Source organism: Paenibacillus sp. IITD108 (assembly GCF_036541265.1).
Taxonomy (GTDB): Bacteria; Bacillota; Bacilli; order Paenibacillales; family Paenibacillaceae; genus Pristimantibacillus.
In genome coordinates, this window is sequence record NZ_JAZHCT010000009.1 from 182,155 (window position 1) to 204,505 (window position 22,351).

At 41.4% G+C, this 22,351-nt stretch carries 14 protein-coding genes; 2 read left to right on the forward strand and 12 right to left on the reverse strand.

Annotated features, from left to right (window positions below):
- Positions 1-27: 27 nt before the first annotated feature.
- On the forward strand, positions 28-2,058 hold the full coding sequence (locus V1L65_RS10745) for a hypothetical protein (RefSeq protein WP_331699135.1): 2,031 nt from the start codon (positions 28-30) through the stop codon (positions 2,056-2,058).
- A gap of 26 nt (positions 2,059-2,084) precedes the next feature.
- Positions 2,085-3,053, forward strand: a complete 969-nt coding sequence (locus tag V1L65_RS10750; protein WP_331699136.1) for a hypothetical protein — start codon at positions 2,085-2,087, stop codon at positions 3,051-3,053.
- Positions 3,054-3,133: 80 nt separating this feature from the next.
- On the opposite strand, the gene V1L65_RS10755 is transcribed toward V1L65_RS10750, so the two are convergent.
- The 12 genes from V1L65_RS10755 to glmM form a co-directional block, all read right to left on the reverse strand.
- Entirely contained in the window at positions 3,134-3,802 is a 669-nt protein-coding gene (locus V1L65_RS10755; RefSeq protein ID WP_331699137.1) for a DUF4956 domain-containing protein, read from the reverse strand.
- Positions 3,803-3,823: 21 nt separating this feature from the next.
- On the reverse strand, positions 3,824-4,534 hold the full coding sequence (locus V1L65_RS10760) for a polyphosphate polymerase domain-containing protein (RefSeq protein WP_331699138.1): 711 nt from the start codon (positions 4,532-4,534) through the stop codon (positions 3,824-3,826).
- Positions 4,535-7,654, reverse strand: coding sequence for an exopolysaccharide Pel transporter PelG (gene pelG / locus V1L65_RS10765; protein ID WP_331699139.1), 3,120 nt, complete (start codon positions 7,652-7,654; stop codon positions 4,535-4,537).
- Positions 7,629-9,068, reverse strand: a complete 1,440-nt coding sequence (gene pelF, locus V1L65_RS10770; RefSeq protein ID WP_331699140.1) for a GT4 family glycosyltransferase PelF — start codon at positions 9,066-9,068, stop codon at positions 7,629-7,631. The genes pelG and pelF overlap by 26 nt, the downstream gene beginning before the upstream one ends.
- A 4-nt stretch (positions 9,069-9,072) precedes the next feature.
- Positions 9,073-10,920 carry a DUF2194 domain-containing protein gene (locus V1L65_RS10775; RefSeq protein ID WP_331699141.1) on the reverse strand — a complete coding sequence of 616 codons (1,848 nt, stop codon included), beginning with the start codon at positions 10,918-10,920 and terminating at the stop codon, positions 9,073-9,075.
- 1 nt (position 10,921) lies between these two features.
- Complete coding sequence (locus V1L65_RS10780) at positions 10,922-11,815, reverse strand: hypothetical protein (RefSeq protein ID WP_331699142.1); 894 nt, start codon at positions 11,813-11,815, stop codon at positions 10,922-10,924.
- Positions 11,816-11,819: 4 nt separating this feature from the next.
- Complete coding sequence (locus tag V1L65_RS10785; protein ID WP_331699143.1) at positions 11,820-14,006, reverse strand: NAD-dependent epimerase/dehydratase family protein; 2,187 nt, start codon at positions 14,004-14,006, stop codon at positions 11,820-11,822.
- A gap of 254 nt (positions 14,007-14,260) precedes the next feature.
- Entirely contained in the window at positions 14,261-16,954 is a 2,694-nt protein-coding gene (locus V1L65_RS10790; protein WP_331699144.1) for a right-handed parallel beta-helix repeat-containing protein, read from the reverse strand.
- Positions 16,955-17,661: 707 nt separating this feature from the next.
- The gene (locus tag V1L65_RS10795) at positions 17,662-18,909 is read right to left on the reverse strand and encodes a TraB/GumN family protein (protein ID WP_331699145.1); all 1,248 of its coding nucleotides are present in this window, start codon (positions 18,907-18,909) and stop codon (positions 17,662-17,664) included.
- A gap of 103 nt (positions 18,910-19,012) precedes the next feature.
- Entirely contained in the window at positions 19,013-19,690 is a 678-nt protein-coding gene (locus V1L65_RS10800) for a DUF4166 domain-containing protein (RefSeq protein ID WP_331699146.1), read from the reverse strand.
- A complete protein-coding gene (locus tag V1L65_RS10805; protein ID WP_331699147.1) occupies positions 19,674-20,633 on the reverse strand; it encodes a DoxX-like family protein in 960 nt (319 codons plus the stop codon). The genes V1L65_RS10800 and V1L65_RS10805 overlap by 17 nt, the downstream gene beginning before the upstream one ends.
- A gap of 313 nt (positions 20,634-20,946) precedes the next feature.
- Positions 20,947-22,287: a phosphoglucosamine mutase gene (glmM, locus tag V1L65_RS10810; protein ID WP_331699148.1), complete on the reverse strand. Its 1,341-nt coding sequence runs from the start codon at positions 22,285-22,287 to the stop codon at positions 20,947-20,949.
- Positions 22,288-22,351 lie beyond the last annotated feature (64 nt).

The window sequence follows — 22,351 nt, forward strand, 5'->3', positions numbered from 1 at the left end:
AACATAAATATTGGAGGGCGATCGACGATGACTCCCCCATCTCATGAGCCTGCAAAGGCAGTCAAACCGACTGGAGGCCAGCAGACCGAACATGCGAATGCCAATCATGCATTGGCCCCTTACTTCGGCGAACAGGAATTGAGAGAGGTTTATACAGACAAATTTTTTGATCCGCTCAAGCTGGCTGTATTGGACAAATTCGGAGTAGGAAGAGGCGAATGGAGACGCTCTGATGAGCTTAACGCATTTCGTCAGCGCTTAAAGGACGCTGCCCGCAAGCAGGCAAGCTTGGATATTGCCAATCAGATGGATGATCACCAGGATTTAAAGGATAAGAGCAATATTGGCAAAGCTTTCTTCGGAATGGCAGCAAACAAAGAAGCTTACAGCATGTCAAAAATATCAGTTGATGCCATTATGGATCGTGAAGCAGAACGTATTATTGAAGCAGTTAAGCCTGCCCAATCTGCGCTGTCAGATTTGCGAAATGCAGCCTATGATGGTTCTTCCAGTCTGATACATAATAATGCCTTGGAAAAGGATATTAAGAAGCGTGCCCGCAGCAAAGCACAGGATAAAGCAAAGGAATTGCTAAAAAGCACAAAAGATACTGCCGTTAACGAAGCCCGTAAAATTGTAAAAGGCGATAAAGATAAACCCCAGGCAGGCGCTGATACGAATCGTCAGCTAGCGATTCAAAAGGATGTTACCAGCCAGGTTAAAACCGATGAAATCGGCAAAAAATCGATAACGAAAGCAATTGAAAGCGATTCGCTAAACAGCGGCCTGACAAAAATAGGCGGTATTATTGACCGGGTTGTTCCCCATGACGGGGACGCCGCTTCACTTGCTTGCGAATTGAAAATACCTATCGGGCAATCAGGCGGCTATGTCATCATCTCCTTTGAGGCAGGTGCAGAGCGGGATGAAGACAGCATTGAAATAAGCTCGCAAATAGGAATCGGCGTCGGCGTGGAAGCCGGCATCGTCGATTTCAATGTGCAGCTCGGCATGTTCGCAGAAGCAAACGCCGCAACGACGTCTTCTGCTATGAATTTGATTTCGTATGGGATGTATCGCTACATCAATGCCAGCGTTCCCAGTCTTGCAGAGAGCATGTGGGGGATGGGCGGAAAATCCGGAAAATCCGAAACCGAGGAAGCTGAAATGTGGGCTTCCGCTATAGAGGCTCAAGATATGGATGACGAGGATAGCAGCGTATCGGTGGGAACCTATAAGCAGCTTGCCCTGGCCATCGAATCGGGCATTGCAGAGGTTGATCTGAGTCTTACCAAAAAGAGCTTTAATCAATATGACAAAAAAACAATTATGGAGCATACCCGCAACAAATTCGGAGATCAAACCGACATTGCTAGGCTGCGCAACAAAGCCTTGCAATTAATGAGCGTGGAAGAGAAGAAAAAATATGAGGTCAGTGCGGAAATTGCCCTCAATTTAGGCTTTGGCGAGTTAGGCTTGGAGGCTGAAGGCGCGCTCACCAAATCTGGAAGCGATTTTGAAAGCATTGAAATATCAATGGGTGTTTCCCTGCCTTTTGAGTATGGCGGAGATAACGTCGACTGGGTCGCAATTATAAGCAAGCTGTACAGCCCTTCAATGGGGCTGCTCACGACAATGAATAAGGCGCTTGCTAGCAAGGATAACGGGGTGCCGGGTGCCCAATACAATGCAGCACAAAAACAAGGCTCCATCCTGGATGCGGTAAGCGACACGTCCATTTTAAGCTCAAAATTCGACAGTATTGGCCAGTCGATTGCGAATTTCAAAAGCGAGGTCGACCCGGATACGGGAGAGGTGGAGCGTCTCTTTTCACTTAAATCACAAACGACGCTAGGCTTTAGCTATGAATACGAATGGGGAGAAAACGGCCAGCCTGGACAATGGGAGGTCTCCCTGGAGCTCGGAAAAAGTAAAAGCTTTGAAATCGATGCGGATGTATTCAGCTTCAGCGTAGAAAAAACGAAGAAAATCGCAGAATTCGGCGGAGAAAAGAAAAAGGGCGTAAAGTCTTTGAAGAAGGGCTTCGCCGGCTTTTAATTGATTAACGTAAAGGGGCGCGATACATGATGAAGGCAGACACAAGCAATCAGCATTCAACCGTCAAGGTGAATGTTCCGATCCAGTTCAAAAGCTGGAACAACCAGCTTCTTCACGCCACACTTACTTCCATTGCATTTCAAGCTGACGAGCATGAGACTCATGCCAGCCTTAATATAACCATAAGCGCCAGCACCATGCAGCAGCTCATTGACGGGCAATGGTTTCATGCATGGCCGCACGCCTTGACTGCACAAGCCCATTACGACAAGCTCACTTCTATTGAAGTAAGTCTTGAATTAAACCCTGCCATCGCTTCCCTGCTCGCTGAACAGCGCAAGGATGCCGAATTTATACTTGCTGCGCTGCTGCCTCCCTCCACACTGGAGGACAGTGCATATGCAGGGACCCTTGCACATAGCGATTGCTGGTTTTTGCTTGAAGCCATTCAAACGGTCAAGCTGCCTCCTTCCTTAAAGAAGGAAGGAACGCTGCGTCAAGGCATTCGCACGATTTGGCATCCCTCCTTGTCTGCAGCTATGCAGCGACAGCCAAGCATTATACAAGAAGACAACCCTGTGAAACTTTCAGTCATGCAGCAGCTTGAAGCAGCACTAATCAGACAACAGCTGAATTACGATATCTTTGAAAAACAAATTTTTCGCGTGCCTTTCCATAGCGAAGCTACTGGCCGCTGGCTGCTGCTATTGCAGCCGGATACAGTCCTGCAAGCAGTAACTGTCCATAGCATGTTCCCAATCCCAATCCCTTCTGGCAAACAGGAGCGCTTGGCCCTATACCTGCTTCGAATGCAGAGCGAATTTACTTCCGGCTGCTTTGAGCTTGATCCTGAGGAAGAGCAGCTGCGCTTCCGCTCAGTAATAGAATGTCCAAATAAAGAACTGCCCGTTAACAAACTGCAGTCCATCATCGGCAACCATATGACACTTATGGAGCAATATATCCCTGTAATCGAAAAAATTCTAGAAGACTAACAGCCGTTTTAATGGCAAAAGGACGCCCCAATGGCGTCCTTTGTCTGTTGCCCGTAATGATTTAAATAAATCAACAGCTTTTACTGCGCATAATCCCCCGTATAATTAACCAGAGACACATCGTTAACGCCGTTAATTTCGCTAATATTTTGAACAAACGCCGTATTATCATCCCGCAGCGAAATTTCTACAGTCAGCTCTGTAAATCCTTTTCTTACCGTTTTGGACTTCAGCTTTGTTTTTAATTTGTTCAGCTCGACACGCAGATCAGACACTGCCTCTTCCGTATGGCGAATGATAAGCAGATAAGTTTGCTCTCTTATCTTGCGTCTGGATAAAAGCATCAGTACAAGGCCAATAATGATGGAGCCGCCGATCGCCAGCGGATAAATCTTGGCACCGCACGCAATACCTGCCGAAATCGCCCAAAACATATACACGATATCAAGCGGATCCTTTACAGCCGTTCTAAAGCGGACAATACTGAGCGCGCCGACCATACCTAGGGACAAGACAATATTTGTACTAATTGTCATAATAATAAGTGCCGTTATCATCGTCATCAATACAAATGACACATTGTAATTGTAGCTGTACACAACACCCCGGAACGATTTGCGATAAATCCAGTAAATAAACATACCGATCAGGAAAGCAAATAGCATTCCCAGCACCATATCAACGTAGGATACAACGCGGAAAGCTTCGAGCTTTAACACGCTTTGTTTAATAATATCTTGAAAACTCATGGACACTCCTCCAACAGAACATTATTCCTTAAAATGCTGTATCGATTTTTCCCGACAAATAACATATTTCGATATCGAAGATCGAATGTGGCTTTTTGGCTGCAATATTTTACGAATATGATCGGGAAGGAAGGAATCAAATTTCACTTCCATAATCGTAAGCTCTGGCGGAATAGCCTCCTCTATAACGAGCTCTGGATGGAACAAATCAATTGTATTGATGCCAGCCGACAACTTCTTATCAAATGTAATGCGAACATTGCCCATCTCGTATACATAAGCTTCACGCCAATAATCTACTATTACAACTGGTCTAAAATGATAGGTTTTTAGCGCAGCGTAAAACTCGTTCAACAGGCTTTCTTCACGATCAAGCAAAAACTCATACTCTCCCGCTAATATCAGCTCATACTCCTCTCTCGTTAATGGAGCTGACTCCTTGCATACAAACTCGCCAAACTTGCTTTTTCGCTCTAGATTAATCGTTTTGTCGCTTTCATTGTACGTCCTGATGCGGTACTTATCTCTCTTGAAAATCCCATCATTCTTCTCTTCAAGAGCTGCGCGGCGCGGATCGTCAAAATATAAACTGCGAATACGATAGCCATCATAATCTACCGAATAGGAATCTAAAGCAAGAGTTGTAGACACTTTTTGCTTCAAGGCCAAGAAGTCATGAAGATGCAAATAATACTTTTGCTCTGTTCTCAGCCTGCGCCCTCGAAATTGCAATTACTTCACCTCAAATTCCCTTACTCCATTCTGACTTACCTCTTCATCGTCATAAATAAAATCAAACGCTGTTTGTTCATTTCCCTTGCTATCCCTCACGATAGATTTCCAATAATAGCTTCCAGCTGGCAGCTTATCGATTTCTACTGAATTCGTAGAAATATCTGTTTTATGAACTATTATATTTGAAAATTCCAGATCCTTAGCTATTGTAAAATCATATGAAAGAGTGTCATCCTGCAAGTCAAATGATATTTCCCAAGAAAACTTCAGTTTATTTCCTACAGTCTCGACATCATTCATGAAATACGGCTTAGGCTTTTCCAAATCTTCCATAAAACGTTTAATACTTGCTTCCGGAGTCTGAATGATAATATTCAGCTCATCATCATACTCGCTAGTATGTCTTGATAAAAACTTTACATCAGGAGAACGATATAAAAAGGGCAGTACAACATCTTTATACTGATTAATATGCTCTTGTATCGTTTCCTCGTTAATATACTTTTTATGAAGCTCTTCTATTTTTGCTTTTAATTTCTCAACATTACTTTGTTGTCTAAAATAACGATTAGCTAATTTAGATCCCCAAAAATTGCTTATTCCGTTTTGAAATGATCGGATACTTCCGCTTCTTCTTTGCTTCTCCCAGCCGCCATCATAATCCCAAGGCAAGAAATACCATTTTTCATTATTAAGAGGGGAGTACAAATAGAAATTATTAGCGTCAGTGTCCATATTGTCCATTAGTATATTCGCAGCCGTCCAAGTTAAAAAGTTCTCTTCGTCAAAATGCTTTTCCATAACTTGTTCAATAGGTATACTTAGATCATTTACATCATCAAGCATCTCTATCAACCGTGTATGTTCTTTTCTTCCTTTAATTTCAAGAATGGATTCAAAGCTTTCCAAATCAAAAGTTGGATCTTCCTCTTCTTTGATTTGCTCATTATATCGATTGAATTCAAAGAAAGATACCTTGTACAAATAACCATTGGGATCCAACAAATGGGCACGTAAAAACTTCTTATTAGGCTGTTCAACATGAGTAAACAGTCCATAATCCTCATAACCTGCATTCTGTATGCCCGTTGACAAATCCTTGACATAAACATGAATAAATTGTGTTCGCAAGCTGGTCATATTAGGAATCTTTTCAAACAAATCAAAACTTAATTTATTACGTATACGTGAAAAATCCAGACTATGTTTATTTAAATTAATTGTCCGCTGGTCCATATAAGTTCCAGCATCATCATGAAGCTTAATCCGAAACGATTTTTGAGACAGGCTCCAAGCAGTGTTGCCGCGCAGTTCAATTGATGCATTCTCAGCGGTAGAACCAAAACCAAACATTCCTGAAATTGGCCCCTTCCCGTCGCTTAAACCTTCCTGCATAATGATCGGCAGCTGCTTCGCTTTTGTTCGATCCGTTTGCCTGTTTAGTGCATACCAATCAAATCTATCGTCAGTCTCTGTATAAGGGAGCACAGTAATATACAGCGTCTTTAGCGAGGAATCATCATCGCGCTCATAAAGGCGTCTATCTTCTTCTAGCGCTGTATTAATAGTATCTGGCATAGGCGCACGATTCACAATTTTATCCTTATCGGAATCTGGATCATTGGGATCCATTCCCTCCAGTCCCGTGCATGCCGATAGTAACAATGTGCACACAACTATTACAGAAACCATCATGCCCGCTTTATTAATCTTTTTGTTCATACTACCGCGCGGCTGCTGATTAATAGGCTGTGAGCAGAATGTAAAGTAATCAATATTACGTAGGACATATAGCAAACGACCGATAACTAAACCTAAAGCTATAAAAGAGGCTATAAACATTCCTAATCCATCAAACTCCAATCGCATCATCCAATAGCTTAAACCAATGTTAAGCAATACAAAAACAAAACCTATGGATATGACACCTTTACGGTCATCAAAATACATTAATATATGTGTGAGCACAAAGAAAATAATAAATAGAAAATACGCTAAAGCTAGTATAATGAATAAATCGAGCTGCGCCATTGTAAATCCTATTTTCGGCAAAAATTTAATGCCAAATGCAATAGCCAGAATAGTAAACAATAGCTGGATTTCCATCAACAGACTAATTTCTTTGGTTAATGTTTTTTGCATTTTGTTTTTTGCAGCAGATATATCTTGTATCGTACCGCCATTTAAAATATTCAAATAATACAACTTGAATTTTTCATAAAATGCAGTTTCCACTGATACTACAAACGTTACTAATGTTGGCATTACTGATAAAAAGGCAAAAAATACGGGAAGATCATAATAAGGCATCACTAAAAATTGATCTGCAACTTCTACACCTCTTGAACCAAGCCAATATACAAAATTGTGCAAATAAACGCCTGAATATACAAAACAGCCCGCAAAAAATAGAGAAGCATACTTTTTAAAATAACTTAAATATTCAAAGAAATAAGCACGTTCTGCACGTGGAAATCTCTGTTCAAAATGATAGCTTGATAAAATAACGATAATTAAAAACCCTATATCAAGACCTAATAGCGCAGCTACTGTGGGATCTAAATCTGCATATTGGGAAACTAGCCAACCGCTTATTAAAGCCGCAACCGAGCCTATTAAAAATCCTCTTACAATACGAATGTAATCTTTCAATGCTGATAAATAGACACCTTGTATCCATACAACAACCAGCAGCATAAAGAAGAAATAAGCAGCAAGCTTATACTGCCAATCGGCCGATACCCCGTTCAAAAATAAAATTGCAATTAATGCAGTTGTGGGGAGCATAATTATTAAAGCACCGTAATAAGAAGACATGATTCGATTGTATTTTTTCTGATAAAGCATATCCGCGGTATAGCGGGTAAGCACCATAGAAATTCCGCTCGTCAATACAATAGAAAAAATAAAACAATAAGAAACCGTTGCTATATACAATTCCCAATCTAAATATGTTGTCTCTTCTGTCTTCGTTACTTTCTGTAAGGCTATAATTAGCAGCATACTTAGAATCATAGGGCCAACAGTAGTAAGAGAGGAGTAGGCATATGCTTTAATATTGTTAATGAGACCTTGCTCACGAAAGAGCTTTCTAAGCTCGAAGCCTATCCCTGCCATCCAATTCCCCTCCTAATCTGTCATACAACTGACGATAGTTTCTTATGACGTCATCCTGGCGATAGTAACGCTTCACTCGCTCATAAGCATTTCTTCCCATTTCAAGACGCAGTTTTTTATTTTTGCATAATGTTACTGCAGCCTGAGCCAGATGCTCATAATGCATGACCGGCGCAATAAAGCCTGCAGCTCCTATTCCGTCATTCATACCTTCAATCAGCTCTTTGCAGCTGCCTACATTAGTAGCAACAAATGGCTTGCTAGCAGCCATTCCCTCTAATATTGCAAGAGGCTGTCCTTCACTAATACTAGTCAGCATCAACAAATCCATTTTCCCGATATATTCTTTGATAGGTACAGAGCCGGTAAAAATAACATCCTTCAATTGTAAAGCCTCGACAAGCTGTAAACATTCATGATAATAGTCCTCGTCCTCTTCATAAGGACCCATTACATAAAACACCGCATTGGACAGCTCCTGCTTAATCAAGGCAAAGCTTTGGAGCATTGTCTTAATATCCTTAATAGGAACTACACGAACGATTGCACCGATATAAAATTGATCTTCCGGCTTATCCGCAGGGAGGGCCTCATAATCCGTAATGGTCACGCCGTTCGGTATAAGCTCGATTTTCTGCTCTAAGCAGCCCAGCTCGACTTCAATTTCTTTATTTCGGCCGAAAAGTGTCGTAACCCAGTCCGATTGTTCATAGGCACAGGAAGATAGCCGGTAAAAATATTGAATCCATAAATCCTTAAAATAACCTTTTACCCATTCTGCTTTTATAATTTCTTCTTCTCTTTCACGTGAATAAATACCGTGCTCTGTCAGTAGAAAAGGTTTTTTATAGATCTCCCTTGCCACAACGCCAATTACTCCAGCATATCCTGTCGAAACGCTATGATACAGGTCGGCCTTAGGAATGTCATCTCGGATCGTTATAAATAGCGGCAGGATCATAGATCGTACTGTCCAGAACATTTCGGTAAAAGGAACGAGTGGATATTTCTCCTCACAAAGCTCCTCTAAAATGTCAAAAAAATCTTTACTCGTCAGAAAATCTGAAACCTTATTAAACTTTGAGCTGCGCATCATCTGAATAAAACTGGACCAGTCCATATCTCCGGCTCCGCCAAGCAGCGCTTTTACGTTATTTTTTTGATCCTCGGTTAGTCTAAAACGCTTGCCCCATTTGCTATCTTCCTCCAAATAGGAATCCAGAAAAGCTTCCTTTACTTCAACAATATTGGCAGGTAAATCATATTTAAAAATACCCTTCTGCTTTTTTTGTGCTGCAATTGCATATATAACAAACTCATGCTCGGGCATTTGTTTAACGATATTTTGAATCCAGCTCGATACTCCGCCTGTAACATATGGGTAAGAACCTTCCGCTATGATACATATTCTCATATTATCACCTGCCTAATCCTATTGTGAAATCTTGTTTAAAGGCTGTTACCAAATAGGTGTCCGTATCAATTTTTCTTACGGAACAATTAACTAGCTTGCCTATTTTTTTATCTGTTCTAAAAATAAAATATTGACTTTCTGCTTCGGAGGTAGTTTTTACCTTTAGTTCCTTATTATTTTTTATAACATCCATATTGCTTTGCAATTGATGAGCGACACCAATGGCGGCCTCTGCCGATGTAATACTGCGCAGCCAAGGATAAGTGGTATGAAGACGTTCCAGCAAGTGCTCAAAGTCTCTGTATAGATCCTTCCATTTTTGCTGGCGTCCTCGGTCTTCATCCAATAAATCGTCCGGGTGAATAAAATGTGAAAAAACACCTATGGATGTTATTGTATTGGCCTCCACCCATTTGTTATATTCAGTATCAAAATATCCTGAGGTTACCCTTGGCATCTCTATAATGCCATCATCTGCTATTTCGAATTCCTGCACATAGGCCCGATTAGATGGGTCGACCATATACAAAGAGGAAATGACTGCAAGTTCCGGCCAAGCATTGACCAAAGCTTGTCTGCCCTCGGCCCCCAACACATTAGAAGGTGGTACGTAGGACATAACAGCATATTTTGGAAAGGCTCTAGCAATATAATTTAAAACCGTTTTAACGGAAGCTTCCATATCCTCTTGGCTATCCCATATTTTGTATTCAAAAAAGTCAGCGACTTCTTTATTCATCTGCAATGACTGATGATTATAACCGTGAATGCCTATCTCACCGCCGCTTTTAATTACCTCTCTGCCATATCCTATTAAATTATGCAGTTCCTCATCATCTAACGGTACAAAAGGAGCATGCACATTATCTTGATAGGTTTGAATCGCAACCGCAGTATACTTAATGTCATGAAGCTTAGCGGCTTTAATCATTTGCGGCCACCATATTTCGTGAAAAAAAACAGGCGTCTCTCTTTGATATTCCGCATAAATCGTATCGTTGATTCCCTGAGGGATAGGCGCAGGAAAATCATCCATATAGAATAGCTTTGTATTAAAAATCGGGTAAATATAGTCTGGCTCCAACATGCTTATGCCGCCTGCAATTAACCCCCTTGTGTCCTTTGTATCTAAACTGCTGCCATTAAAAACAAGAAAGGCACCCGAACCGTACTGCTTTTTCCACATTAACGGATAGTTTTGGCCCGTCCGTGCCATTAGCAGGACATCCTTCTCTATTTCCCCGGCAAGTACATTGTTGTAGATAAAATTTTCTTTATAGGAAACTCCCGATTGGTTGACTAACACATTTGAAGTCAGATCAATGCCAGTATCCCCTACCAAATAAGCAAAGCTTACAAACCCAAGCTTTCGATAAATTTGAATAAAGGTATCAGTCGGATCATCCAATCGCATAATGAACATATATCCGCCATTAGAAACATAATTCTCTATCTCTTTAACTTCATCGTTTAGAAGCTGTAGCGACGCTGTCATTAGTACAGCTTGACACTGTTCAAAATCAACGTCTCCATCCGTTAAATCAACAGTTGAATGGGGCTGTTTCATATAGTTTAATACTTGCTCTGTATTATCTTTAATTCCGGTACTTAACTCATCGTGCCCATCAAACAATAAGCAATAATTGCGATTGCTCGGCTCCGAAAGATCAGGTTTCTTTTTGCCAGAGGCCAAATAATTTTGTTTAATCGTCTGATATTTTTCCTGCAAGCTGCCATTATGACTGAACTCCAGTACAAACTTAGATCTGGCGATTTGCGTAGCTATTGCAAGCAACAACACACATACGAGAATGATATATACATTACGTCTAAATTTAACATCCTTATTCATATTACGCTCCCTCTGACCAAAACCTTACCATTGTAAGAGCATGATTGGATAAACTTATTGGTGCCCGCTTCAACCTATCCAATGTTTCATTTAATTTAGGATAGGATTTCATAACATAATAAACTTTTAACATACATAAATAAGCAGCCTCACTATCTGGAAACTGTTCCATATACATTTTGGCGCTTCGCTCTGCATCACTATAAGCTTGAAGAACGATTTCAAGTTCTATTTTTTCTTGGTATGCCCATTCAGAGCTTTCATCCAGCTTTATATACTGGTTCAAAACCGCCAAATACGTATAACGATTTTTCAATAAAGTACGCTCATCTAGAAATCCGCTGCGCATATAGGCATGCAAAACCTCCGCATAAGTACGAACTACAAGCAAGTCCGACGAATCCGTTTCAAATTTCACGGCTAGATCCTGCAGAGCGAGCTGTAGTTTCCTCTTCGTTTCCATAATAGCACTTACTGCATAATGGGAAGTTTCTGTATCCTCGTTACTAACTGCACGCTGTAGTATTTCCAAGTAATTAATCGCATCCTGCTTTAATACATCTATCATGACCTTTCGCCGAGTTTGATGTTCGCTCACTAATAAAGCTTCCTCAATTGGAATAACATCAAGTTCCTGCTTCCGTTCAACCTGCTTGTATACACCTATACGTCTTATTTTATGTTCTTCTTGTTGACGAGTAACATAATCCTCGAAAGCTTCTTTAGAATTACTTGTGAATAGCTTCGACCAAAATAACGGAAGCAGCCATCCTACAACTGGTAGGACGGCAACCATTATTACCCTAATTAACCATTCTTGCCATGACTTACGGTAAAAAAATGTAATCAGCAGGATGGAAACAAGTATATATATTCCGTACATCATCCAATACATGCGATTACTCCTCTCTTACTGCCCGTAACTCAATTGAAGCATGTGCCAAGCGTTGCAATATCGGGTTAGAATCCTCTATGCTCGTATTTGAAAGCAATACTAACATTTCATTATTTTTATTAAGTCCGACATAATCAGTTTCTCTAAGCTTTGATGAAACATGCATGGCAGCCTCAATCAGCGTAATGTTACTTAACTCTGCTTTTAATAACAAAAACGGTACCTGATGCTGATCAAACGCCTGAATTTTTGAATTCAATATTTCTTGGAATATATCAGCCTGTAATAATGTTGAACCTTCCATATAGCGCTGTGATTCAGTTGCATCAATATAAGTGAATGCTTTGCTGAGAGCAGAAGAAATAAGATCCACCGTGATACGGAACAAATTTTGATGATATAGGGAAAAGCTTTCAAAGGTCAACCCGTCAATCGCAATAACAGCAGCAATGCGATCCTTATGCATTATTGGAGCTACCATCAAAGGAATACTATCCTCTAATTGCCGATTTATATATATTTCTCCTGTTTGGAGAATCATCGTTAAATAGTGATGATCAGACACTTTAAGTGATTTCGGTAATGTATCCAGACTGTAGCCAGAGCTTGCCAATAAACGCAAATAAGATTGCTGTGGATTTACAGTATATATTGTTACCTTTGGTACATGCATAATCGATTTTACTACAGTAACAGCCGCGTTAAATACTTGCTCCGGCTCAAGACTTTCCAACTCCTTGGTGGCGGCATAAATCTTTCCATAGCTGTCCCCTGAGTTTAAAATACGAAGCTGCAGCTCATCCTTAACTTCACGTACCTCTGTATAAACATTTTCAAGAAATTCATATCGTTCATTTACCTCGTTAACCTTCTGCTCTTGCTGTTGAATAATTGTATTTTTTCTTTCTATTGAGTATCCAACAACTAGCCCGATAAAGAGATAGATGGCAATTTGAAAGAAGAAATCTGTATCATAGGTTAAAGAAATAATATCTCTTCCATCTAGCAGCTTTTGATATACATATAAGCCAGATGATAGAACTACAGCTAGTATAGCCTGCCGGTTGCCATATAAAATTCCTATAATCGTAATATAGAATAGCTTTACATCAATTGCTCCATACGAGCTATTGGCATAGGTTAACGTAAGCCAAGCAGTTAATAAAAACGCTACTATATTTTCAATCGATGGCAGCAGTCGTTTGAAACCCTCCTGCAGTTTAATTTGCATTGGGGACTTTAACACAGCACCTGCAGAGGCCGCTGTTTGTTGCTCTGCACTTTGTTGAATGAAAGAATGCGCTGTTCGCTTTAGCCCTTCTTCAATCGTATATAACGGTGACCAGTCAAAATCGCGCATAACTCGGGTATTATCGAGTACCGAATGATCGATATCACCTACCCTCTTCTCTGTATAGACAACTTCTTTTAAGGGCTGTATTTCGCCAAGAACGGATATTATACGATTTACACTAGTTTGCTGGTTAACAGACAAATTATAAATGCCTGACTGATAACTATTTGCTCCCCGATAGATCGCATAAGCAACATCTTCTACGTAAATAAAATCGCGAGTCTGTTCACCGTCACCATATACAAGAAGAGGCTGTTCTGCAATCATGCGGTTCATAAAAATAGAAATTACGCCGCCTTCCCCCAAACCATCCTGGCGCGGGCCATACACATTAGAAAAACGCAAGCCAAGAGTGGAAAGACCATATAACTCTTCCCATTTACTGGAATAAAGCTCGCCACTCAGCTTACTAATGCCATAAGGCGAGATCGGTGAACAATGTGCATCCTCTGTAATCGGCAATTGTTCTTGCAAGCCATAGACAGCAGCTGATGAAGCATAAATAAATTTTTTAACATGGTGCTCTGCCGATAAATTCAGCATATTGACAAGACCAAGAACATTGGACTCCGCATCAACAGTAGGTTGGGCAACTGAGTGAGCCACACTTACCTGTGCAGCTAAATGTACGACGATATCAAACTTATTAGATCGAAATATTTCTGCACATTTAGAATCCTCGACAGATAGGATGTAACCTTTATGCTTGAAGGTGATATTTTCCTTTTTCCCAGTGCTTAAATTATCAATTATGTAAATATCATGTCCTTCTTTATGAAAACGATCTGCAACATGAGAGCCAATAAACCCATATCCACCCGTTATCAATACCTTCATCGTAACACCGCTTCCGCATCATATTCTTCGACAATAATATCCATTTTCTTTCAATTTGACTAAAGATTATTTTACCATACGGCCAAAAACAGCACTATAGTTTCAACAAAATATTTTTTAAATCGACAGCACAATACGACTAATTTCTCGCACAAAAAACTCCCATGCGATCATTCTCCTTAAGACCTTTAACATGGGAGCAATACACTTTATTCATTATTTTACAGAATAGAACTGATATATTTCTTAAATTCTCACTTTAACCTATACGAAATCATGTCGTCTTTGGATGGCAGTTTATCCGTTTTACTGTCATCCAGCAGAACACCCAGCTTAATATTTTGCCCGGGAGCTGCATTCAATTGCTTGAGGGGTATCGCTATCTCTGCAAGCTTTGAACTTGAAGCATATAAGTTAGCTTTTGTTAAATTAACTTCTTCCTTAAACGACCACTTTTCGCCATTTCCTGCATAGCTGTAATATCTGCCCGACTCTAACAAATAATCAATGCCAGCAGTCGTCCAGTTAGATGTTTTGTAGCCTGTTGATTCATCCATATCAGAATTAAAATATACTTGAAGCTTCCCTGTAAGCTTCGATCCCTCCACCAGCATATAGAGATACTCTGCATCATTGGTTATTTTTACTGACTTAACTTTGCTGCCGCCTGATGCATAAACCGGGACATTGCTCCACTCATTATCTTTGCCATCAACTACTACAAGCGACGGTGTTGGTGTCGGTGTTGGTGTCGGTGTCGGTGTTGGTGTTGGTGTTGGTTGCGTTGGCTTTGGCGTAGAACTTGGCTGACCTTCATCTGATTGAATAACTGCCATAGAATTACTTAACGGCAGCTTATCAGAAGCAGAGTCCTTCCATACATAACCAATAGAAACTTTACCCGCTGCCCCATTTAAATCTGATAAAGGTATAGCATACTCCACAACTGTCGCATTAATAGCGTACTGCTGTGTCTTTTTATATGACGCAACTTTTGACCAGTTCCAGTTTGTTCTGCCTGTGCCACTATATTTATATAATGTACCATCTTCAATCATATACTCTGATCCATTGCCCGCCCAATAAGGAGCTGCAAATACTGTTTCATCCGAACCTGTACTTATAAACAGCTGGCCTTTTTCTTGAAGAAGATTTCCGGTTATGAGTACATACAGCGTTCCCTCTATAATCGTTGCTTTCATTGATCTTACATTCGAATTGCTTGAGCTTAGCTCAGGATAAGCTTTCCAATCCTCACTCACGCCATCAATTTTGATCTCAGTCGAAGGTGTTGTCGTTGGTATAGGCGTACCTGGGTCAGAGGTAGGCGCTAGAGTTGGAGTTGAAGTCGGCTGCGGTGTAAGGCTCGGCTCTGGCGTCTGAGATGGTTCCGGCTCAGTAACGGGTTCGCTGCCAAACTCTGCTGCTCCTATATCAATAGCCTTTCCTGCTGTTCTCACCTGACTATAGTAATCCAACTTCCCTATATCGCCAAATTCACTAGTACCTGCGTCAATAGCTGGCGAAATATCTTGCAAATGAATATCTTTTTGTTCAATATTAATAAGCATCGGATCTGCATAAATTGAATTTGTATCAAAACCAGTGGCCTTTTTGAACTCCTCCCAAGATTTATATGAGATGCCATCATAACGCCAGCTGGTGGAGCTTTGTCCATCAGAACGATAATACAAATTGTAATCTATAATATTTCCGCTACCCGTTTTACCGTATTTATCAATAAATTTCTTCTTAGGAAACGTATATATAATATTATTTACAAATACATTATCTACATTATGATTCTGTAATGTGATTTCCCCGTAGCCTTGATTCAAAGTATCATTCATATAGAGCGTATTATTAGCAATTATATTTTTTGCCGCCCCGCCGTTATCTGTGCCCGATCCGCCCATTATAATTCCTGCACCATGATTATGATGCAAGTAGTTATTTCGGAGAATCACGTTACTAGTAGTTTTTCCATAAATCTCACTGGCCAGTTCTACTCCAAAATTACTATTAAACACCTCATTGTATTCCACAACAATATTTGTTCCGCCATCCACATAGATACCTCCTGCAGCGCGATGGCCTAAGCCGCCATATGCAGGATTCGTTGATGTATCTATATTATAAACAAGATTATAAGCTACAACCCCATCACGAGCTTGATCCTGACACGGACTGGAGCAAGTATTGTAATGACCGATAATATCGATTCCTATATTGTTATTATCATGAACGATATTACGATCCACGCTAAAGTTTTTAATATTGCCATCCAAAGTGAGTGATTCGCTTGAGCCAGAGATCAAATGATGAATTTCATTCCCACTAATTTTAATATTCGAAATAGGTGTAGCAGAGTCTCCATTGACAATTAAACCATGTGCATTGCCTTTAGTCGCATGATTTTCAATTCGATGAATGTTATTGTTTAAAATATGAATATTGGAACCGCCGCCCTGTACCTTTAGGCCTGAGATATAATCATTAGAGCTAGTTGTAGACAAGCCGCGGATTTCAAACCCTTGTACAACAATAAAGCTTGCCCCACGAATATTTAGCAAGGAACTGCTGCTGCCCGGCTTCAAGCTTCCCCCTTCAATAACCGGCTGTTCGCCCGGGTAAGCCTGGAAGGTTATATAACCTGCTGCCGCTGAGCCGGAACTCCTAATCGTAACGAACTCTTCGTATATTCCGCCCCTTACGAGAACCGTCTCCCCCGCTGCTAGCGTATTTGCAGCCTTTTGAATCGTACGCCAAGGCGCATCTATCGTGCCTGCATTAGAATCGTTCCCATCTGTTGCAACATAATATACTTTCCCTGGAAAGTGATTATTTGAATGTGCAGTCATAGGCAAATAGGCAAATACAATCATCAGAGTCATAAGCACGGCAAAGCCGATCTTGACTTGCTTCAAAACCCATTCATGTTTACTCATTGATCTCATTATGAAGTACAGCCCCCTCCATTCTAAATGTATGACTATCTATTGTAATTGCGAGAGAATATAAGGAGTCATGTAGATTTCTATAATCGAAGTGTAGCATATCCATTTATTCTTTCACATGGACAACCATACAACTATTCGAGAAGAACTGACCTTTAGTCTCCTGTACCAAAGTATTGCCAATATTTTCACATCTATTTTTTATCTAGACTATAACAAAAATCACCATTTTTTTCTACGAAATATTATCATATCACAAAATTAGCTGTCGATACTTATCGATTGTCATGGGATACGACTGGCTTTCTTTGCATCAATGGTTGGATAATCACTCCAGTCGGATCAATTGCTTTCCTCCGTTTGCGCAAAATGTCTCGACATGGTCTCTCGTTCCGTTATTTGTCTTAAAAGCGCCATTTTTAAAATTTCGCGGTCACACATTCCGCTATCCGCCTCTAAAATGGGCTTTTTATGCGATTTAGGGATCAATAACGGAACGTCTGTCATTTTGCTGCTTCAAAACTGCGATTTTGGGCGTAATAACGGAACGACTGACCAGCTAGAAAAATTGGCGATTCATTGTGGATAGAGCAGAAAGCAAGTCACCGTTAGTGCGGTGTAAACGAATGACGGCGGCAAATAAAAAGGCGCAGGCCCCAGGGGGATGCCCTAGAACTTGCGCCTATGTTTTCTATTTATTATTGCTGTTCAACCGTCAATCCTTGTTCCTGCAAAAGAGTAACGATGCCATGCTTGCCCACCATATGAAGCGCGCCTACAACAACAAAGTAGGTTGTCGGCTCTTTGCTGTTCAGATAGCCTTGAATCTTATCGACCATCGCTATATTGCGATCCTCGATCATCGCTTTGTAATACTCTGGAACTTGGGCGACGTCTTCAGTCATTGCTGTTAACAGCTTCTCATCGCCTGTAACCCACATTTGCGACAGCATATCAACGCCGGAAGCTTCTTCGCTTTCTTCAGAAAAGCTTTGCAGCGTTCCGACCAGCAAACTTTCCTGCAGCTCTTTGGAGAAGCCGTCAAACATTTCTAGTTGGGATTGGTATGTTTCGAGCTCCAAAATAGGTAGTCCACTTTCAAGTGCCCGCGTCATGAAATATAGATCAATTCCTAAACCGGCATCAAATTCCGCGTTGGCCATTTTCAAATAAGAGAGTGAATTGGAAACGTTCCAAACCTTCACGTGATCTAAAGCATTTGCAGGAAGTCCCATCTCAGTAAGCACTTCGCCGAGCAGCTCATAGGTTTCCTTGGAAATATGGTCCGGCAAAGTTGTGCCGTCTTGATATGTAGCGATTTTTTCAACAAATTGTTGGATCTCAGGATCTCCGCCTTTAGTGATATCCACCTCTACAGCCAAATGATCAGCTTGTGCAAAAGCATCCTCGATTTCAGCGCGAAGCGGATACATAGCCTCATTAGCAACATGGATCGAGCCAAGCAAATAAACGGTATTGCCGTTTTGCTCCACTTTCCAAAGGAATCCGCGGCTTGCCTCTTTCTCTACAATCGCTGCAAGGCGGAGCTCTTGATCCCATGACACTTCATAGCCAGCAGTCTCTGCGATAAAGCGTAGCGGAACCAATGTGTTTTTATTTACAATCTTTGGTGCAACTGTTAACGTATGCTCTTCATCATTGACTAATGCTGTCGTATTATTAATTTGCATAACGATACTCAAGCTATTTTTAGAAGCTGTAACAACCTTATGCTCATCATCCCAGCCAATCTCAAAGCCCAGCTTTTCCAAAAAAGCTCTGACAGGCACTAAGGTTGTTCCTTTTTCAATAATTGGAGCCTGATTGCCAAATGGAATCTCTTCATTGTTAAACCATACAGAAACTGGTTTGGCTTCCGCCTGAGCGCTGGTTGCAAAGGCCAGCATCATCACGATAGATAAAAGAAGTGCTGTAATTTTTTTCATCTATTAGCCTCGATTCTATTATTTTGTATGCCAGTTATACAAATATTTGGCACAACCTATAGTACGGCCAATTTTCATTTTAGTTTCATAGAATTAATATAATCTATTCTCTATCTTCCTGGCGCAACGGCTTCGCATCAAACGGCAATGCAGACTGCGGCATAGCGATAAAACTAGCCTGAAAACTGCCTTGATATTGAAACACGCAGCCTATTAACGGATTATGAACGGCTACATTAATTTTATATTGCTCCTGCTCGTCATCATACCATTCACATACACTAGCTGCGCCAGTAAATGAGCGTGGAATGCGGAACTGCAGCCACCCTTCATAAAAGCGCTGATCGCCCGAGCGGATTTGTATTCCCCCGCTTGAAGCGACGGATACGTCAAGATCAACAGCCAAATGCTGTTTGTTGCCCAGATAATCCACAATGCGATTGCGTTGTTGACTATAGATCATAGTGGCATCAAATTTACGCAGCTTATTTGGGAATTTAAACTGCCTGTTCCATGTGACCGTTTCCCGGCCAAATGAATCTCGATAGGCATAATTTTCAATTCGGAAAGGAACTCTCTTCCCTCCCTGAGGGAACATAATATGACGAAGCGTGCCTAGCTGCAGCGGCAATGCAGCCCATTTTGAAAACGATATAAAATCCATCACGCCATAACCAATAGAAGCTATGCCTGCCTCACTATTGAAGCCAAAACGCTGCCGGATTCGCGGATGAAGCTTATTAAAATCATCACCAAGCGCCTGTTCATAAATGGATGCCATCTATTTTCCCTCCCGCCCGCTTATTTCGCACAGCTCTTGATTCAGGACTTCGCAAACAATTCCCCGCTTGCGGAAGATCTCGGCTGGACAAATACGCCAAAATACAAAAACCAATCATAGAGCCGCTGAGTGTCAGCGGGTTAAAAGGTGCTTGCAGCAGCTCTGGCTGCCCTATCAATGCTGCTACTGCCAACAGCAGCAGCAGCACAATTTGACCTTTGTAAACCTGCTTCTTTTTGTGCCAAATCATCGTTATAAACCCGACACCTACTTCTGCTGCGCCCAAAAGCTGCAAAACAGGCTTTTCCCAGCCCGAAAACCAGCCCAATTGCTGCAATAATTGAAGCTCTCCGCCCAATGGATACATTAATTTCGGAACAACACCCTGATATATCCATAAAAATGCGAGTAAAAATACACTTAAGTAATGAATCGCCGCCTTCTGAATTACAGAGGCTGGCTGCATTCCTTTTTCCAGCCACAATCTGAGTAAATCAAAGCTCCAAGCGGTTGCATAGCCAAAAAAAGGCCGGAACAGCAGTCTGTCGCACCAGCGTCCCAAAAATCCAAACCGGGTCTGATAATCAAACTTCGTTTTAAATGCGATTTTATTAACAGAAGGCTCATACTTCCAAAAGCCGCTTCCTTCTCGAATTAAAGAAATTTTTTGATCTGAGCAAAAGAATAGAGAAGACGCTCTTCCTTGTTTTTCACAAGGTTTGCTGGATTTTGTCGTGCCTGTTCCTTTTATGCTTATGCCAAATCCAATGTTCGTACGGTATAAAAATCGCTGCTGTTCATCATTAGGGTTACGTGGCAAGTACTTAATTTCTGAAAAGCGCAAATCCCATTGCTCATGCAGCTCAGGCCGTTGCGTATGCTCCCACAATGCCTGCATGCTCGTATCAATATCAATTTCCACATAGATTGGCTTGCTTTTCATCACTGTAACCTCCGATCCTACTTAAAGCTTATAGCATTTTCGGGAGGTTGATCAGTACTATTTTTTGTAGGACCTGAGCAGCTGGATAGCCTGATCTCAAGAATAAATGGCTCCGCCGTCCTCTGGAACAAGGATAAACGGGCTCTGCCGTCTTTCGCTAGAACGAAGGAGGCTCATTTACCGATGAAAAAAAACTGCCCCAACCTTTAGTTAGGACAGTCATTTATCGACAAATTTTATTTCCTTGGAAATAGACAATTTATGACAAGCTGTATGATGTAAATTAGATTAGTGCTGATTCATTTTTTCTTTACTAGCTAAGCTCTTTCTGCACAATCGCTGCGATTTGATCGACATATGCATCGACCTCATCTTTGTCCGGACCTTCGGCCATGACGCGAATAAGCGATTCTGTACCGGAAGGACGAACAAGGACGCGACCGTTATCGCCAAACTTGGCTTCTACTTCTTGAACAGCCTGCTCAATGGCGGTATTTCCAGCGTATTTGCTTTTATCCGCTACCCGGACATTAACCAGCTTTTGTGGATATTTGCGCATAAGCGACTTGAGCTCGCTTAGCTTTTGACCAGTGCCTGCCACGATATCGACAAGGTGAAGTGCTGTAAGGATACCGTCGCCAGTTGTAATGTAGTCCAGCAAAATGACATGGCCTGACTGCTCTCCGCCAAGATTATAGCCGCCCCGGCGCATTTCCTCCATGACGTAACGGTCGCCTACAGCTGTTTTGGCTGTATGAATGCCTGCTTTCTCCATACCTTTGAAGAACCCGATATTGGCCATCACTGTCGTCACGATTGTATCGTGCTTAAGCGTTCCTGCAATTTTCATGGCATTGCCAATAATGCTTAAAATAAAGTCGCCGTCTACTTCTTCGCCATTGTTATCGATTGCGATTAAGCGGTCAGCATCGCCGTCAAAGGATAATCCCAGGTCAGCTTGATGCTCTAGCACCTGCGAGCTTAAATACTCCGGATGCGTGGAGCCAACGCCTGCATTAATATTAAGCCCGTCCGGTTCGGCTCCTACTGCAATAACGTCTGCGCCAAGATCGCGGAACACGTCTGGCGCAAGCTTATAGGATGCGCCGTTTGCGCAATCAAGTACGATTTTTAATCCGGTAAACTTATTTTTTATCGTCGTTTTCAAGAAGCTCAAATAACGATTGCCCGCTTCATAATCTCTTGTTACTGCACCGATATCTCCGCCGATCGGACGAGGCAATTGATCGATTTCGGCATCCATCAAGCGTTCGATTTCCAGCTCTGTCTCATCAGACAGCTTAAAGCCGTCGCCGGCAAAAAATTTTATGCCATTATCCTCTACCGGGTTATGCGATGCGGATATCATAACGCCAGCATCGGCTTTGAGCTCTCTTGTTATATAAGCAACAGCAGGAGTAGAAACAACTCCCAGACGAACAACGCTTGCTCCAATTGATAACAAACCTGCTATAAGCGCCGATTCCAGCATGGGGCCCGAAATTCGTGTATCTAAACCTATTACAACGGTGGGCTTATGCGCCTGCCCGGTAAGAACATATCCTCCACAACGGCCAATTTTGTATGCTAATTCAGGAGTCAGTTCTTTATTTGCTATACCACGCACACCATCGGTCCCAAAATATTTCCCCATTTCTCTTGCTCCTTCACCCTGATCTCTGTATATCATAAGCACTACTGCCCTATTTCGTTAACTA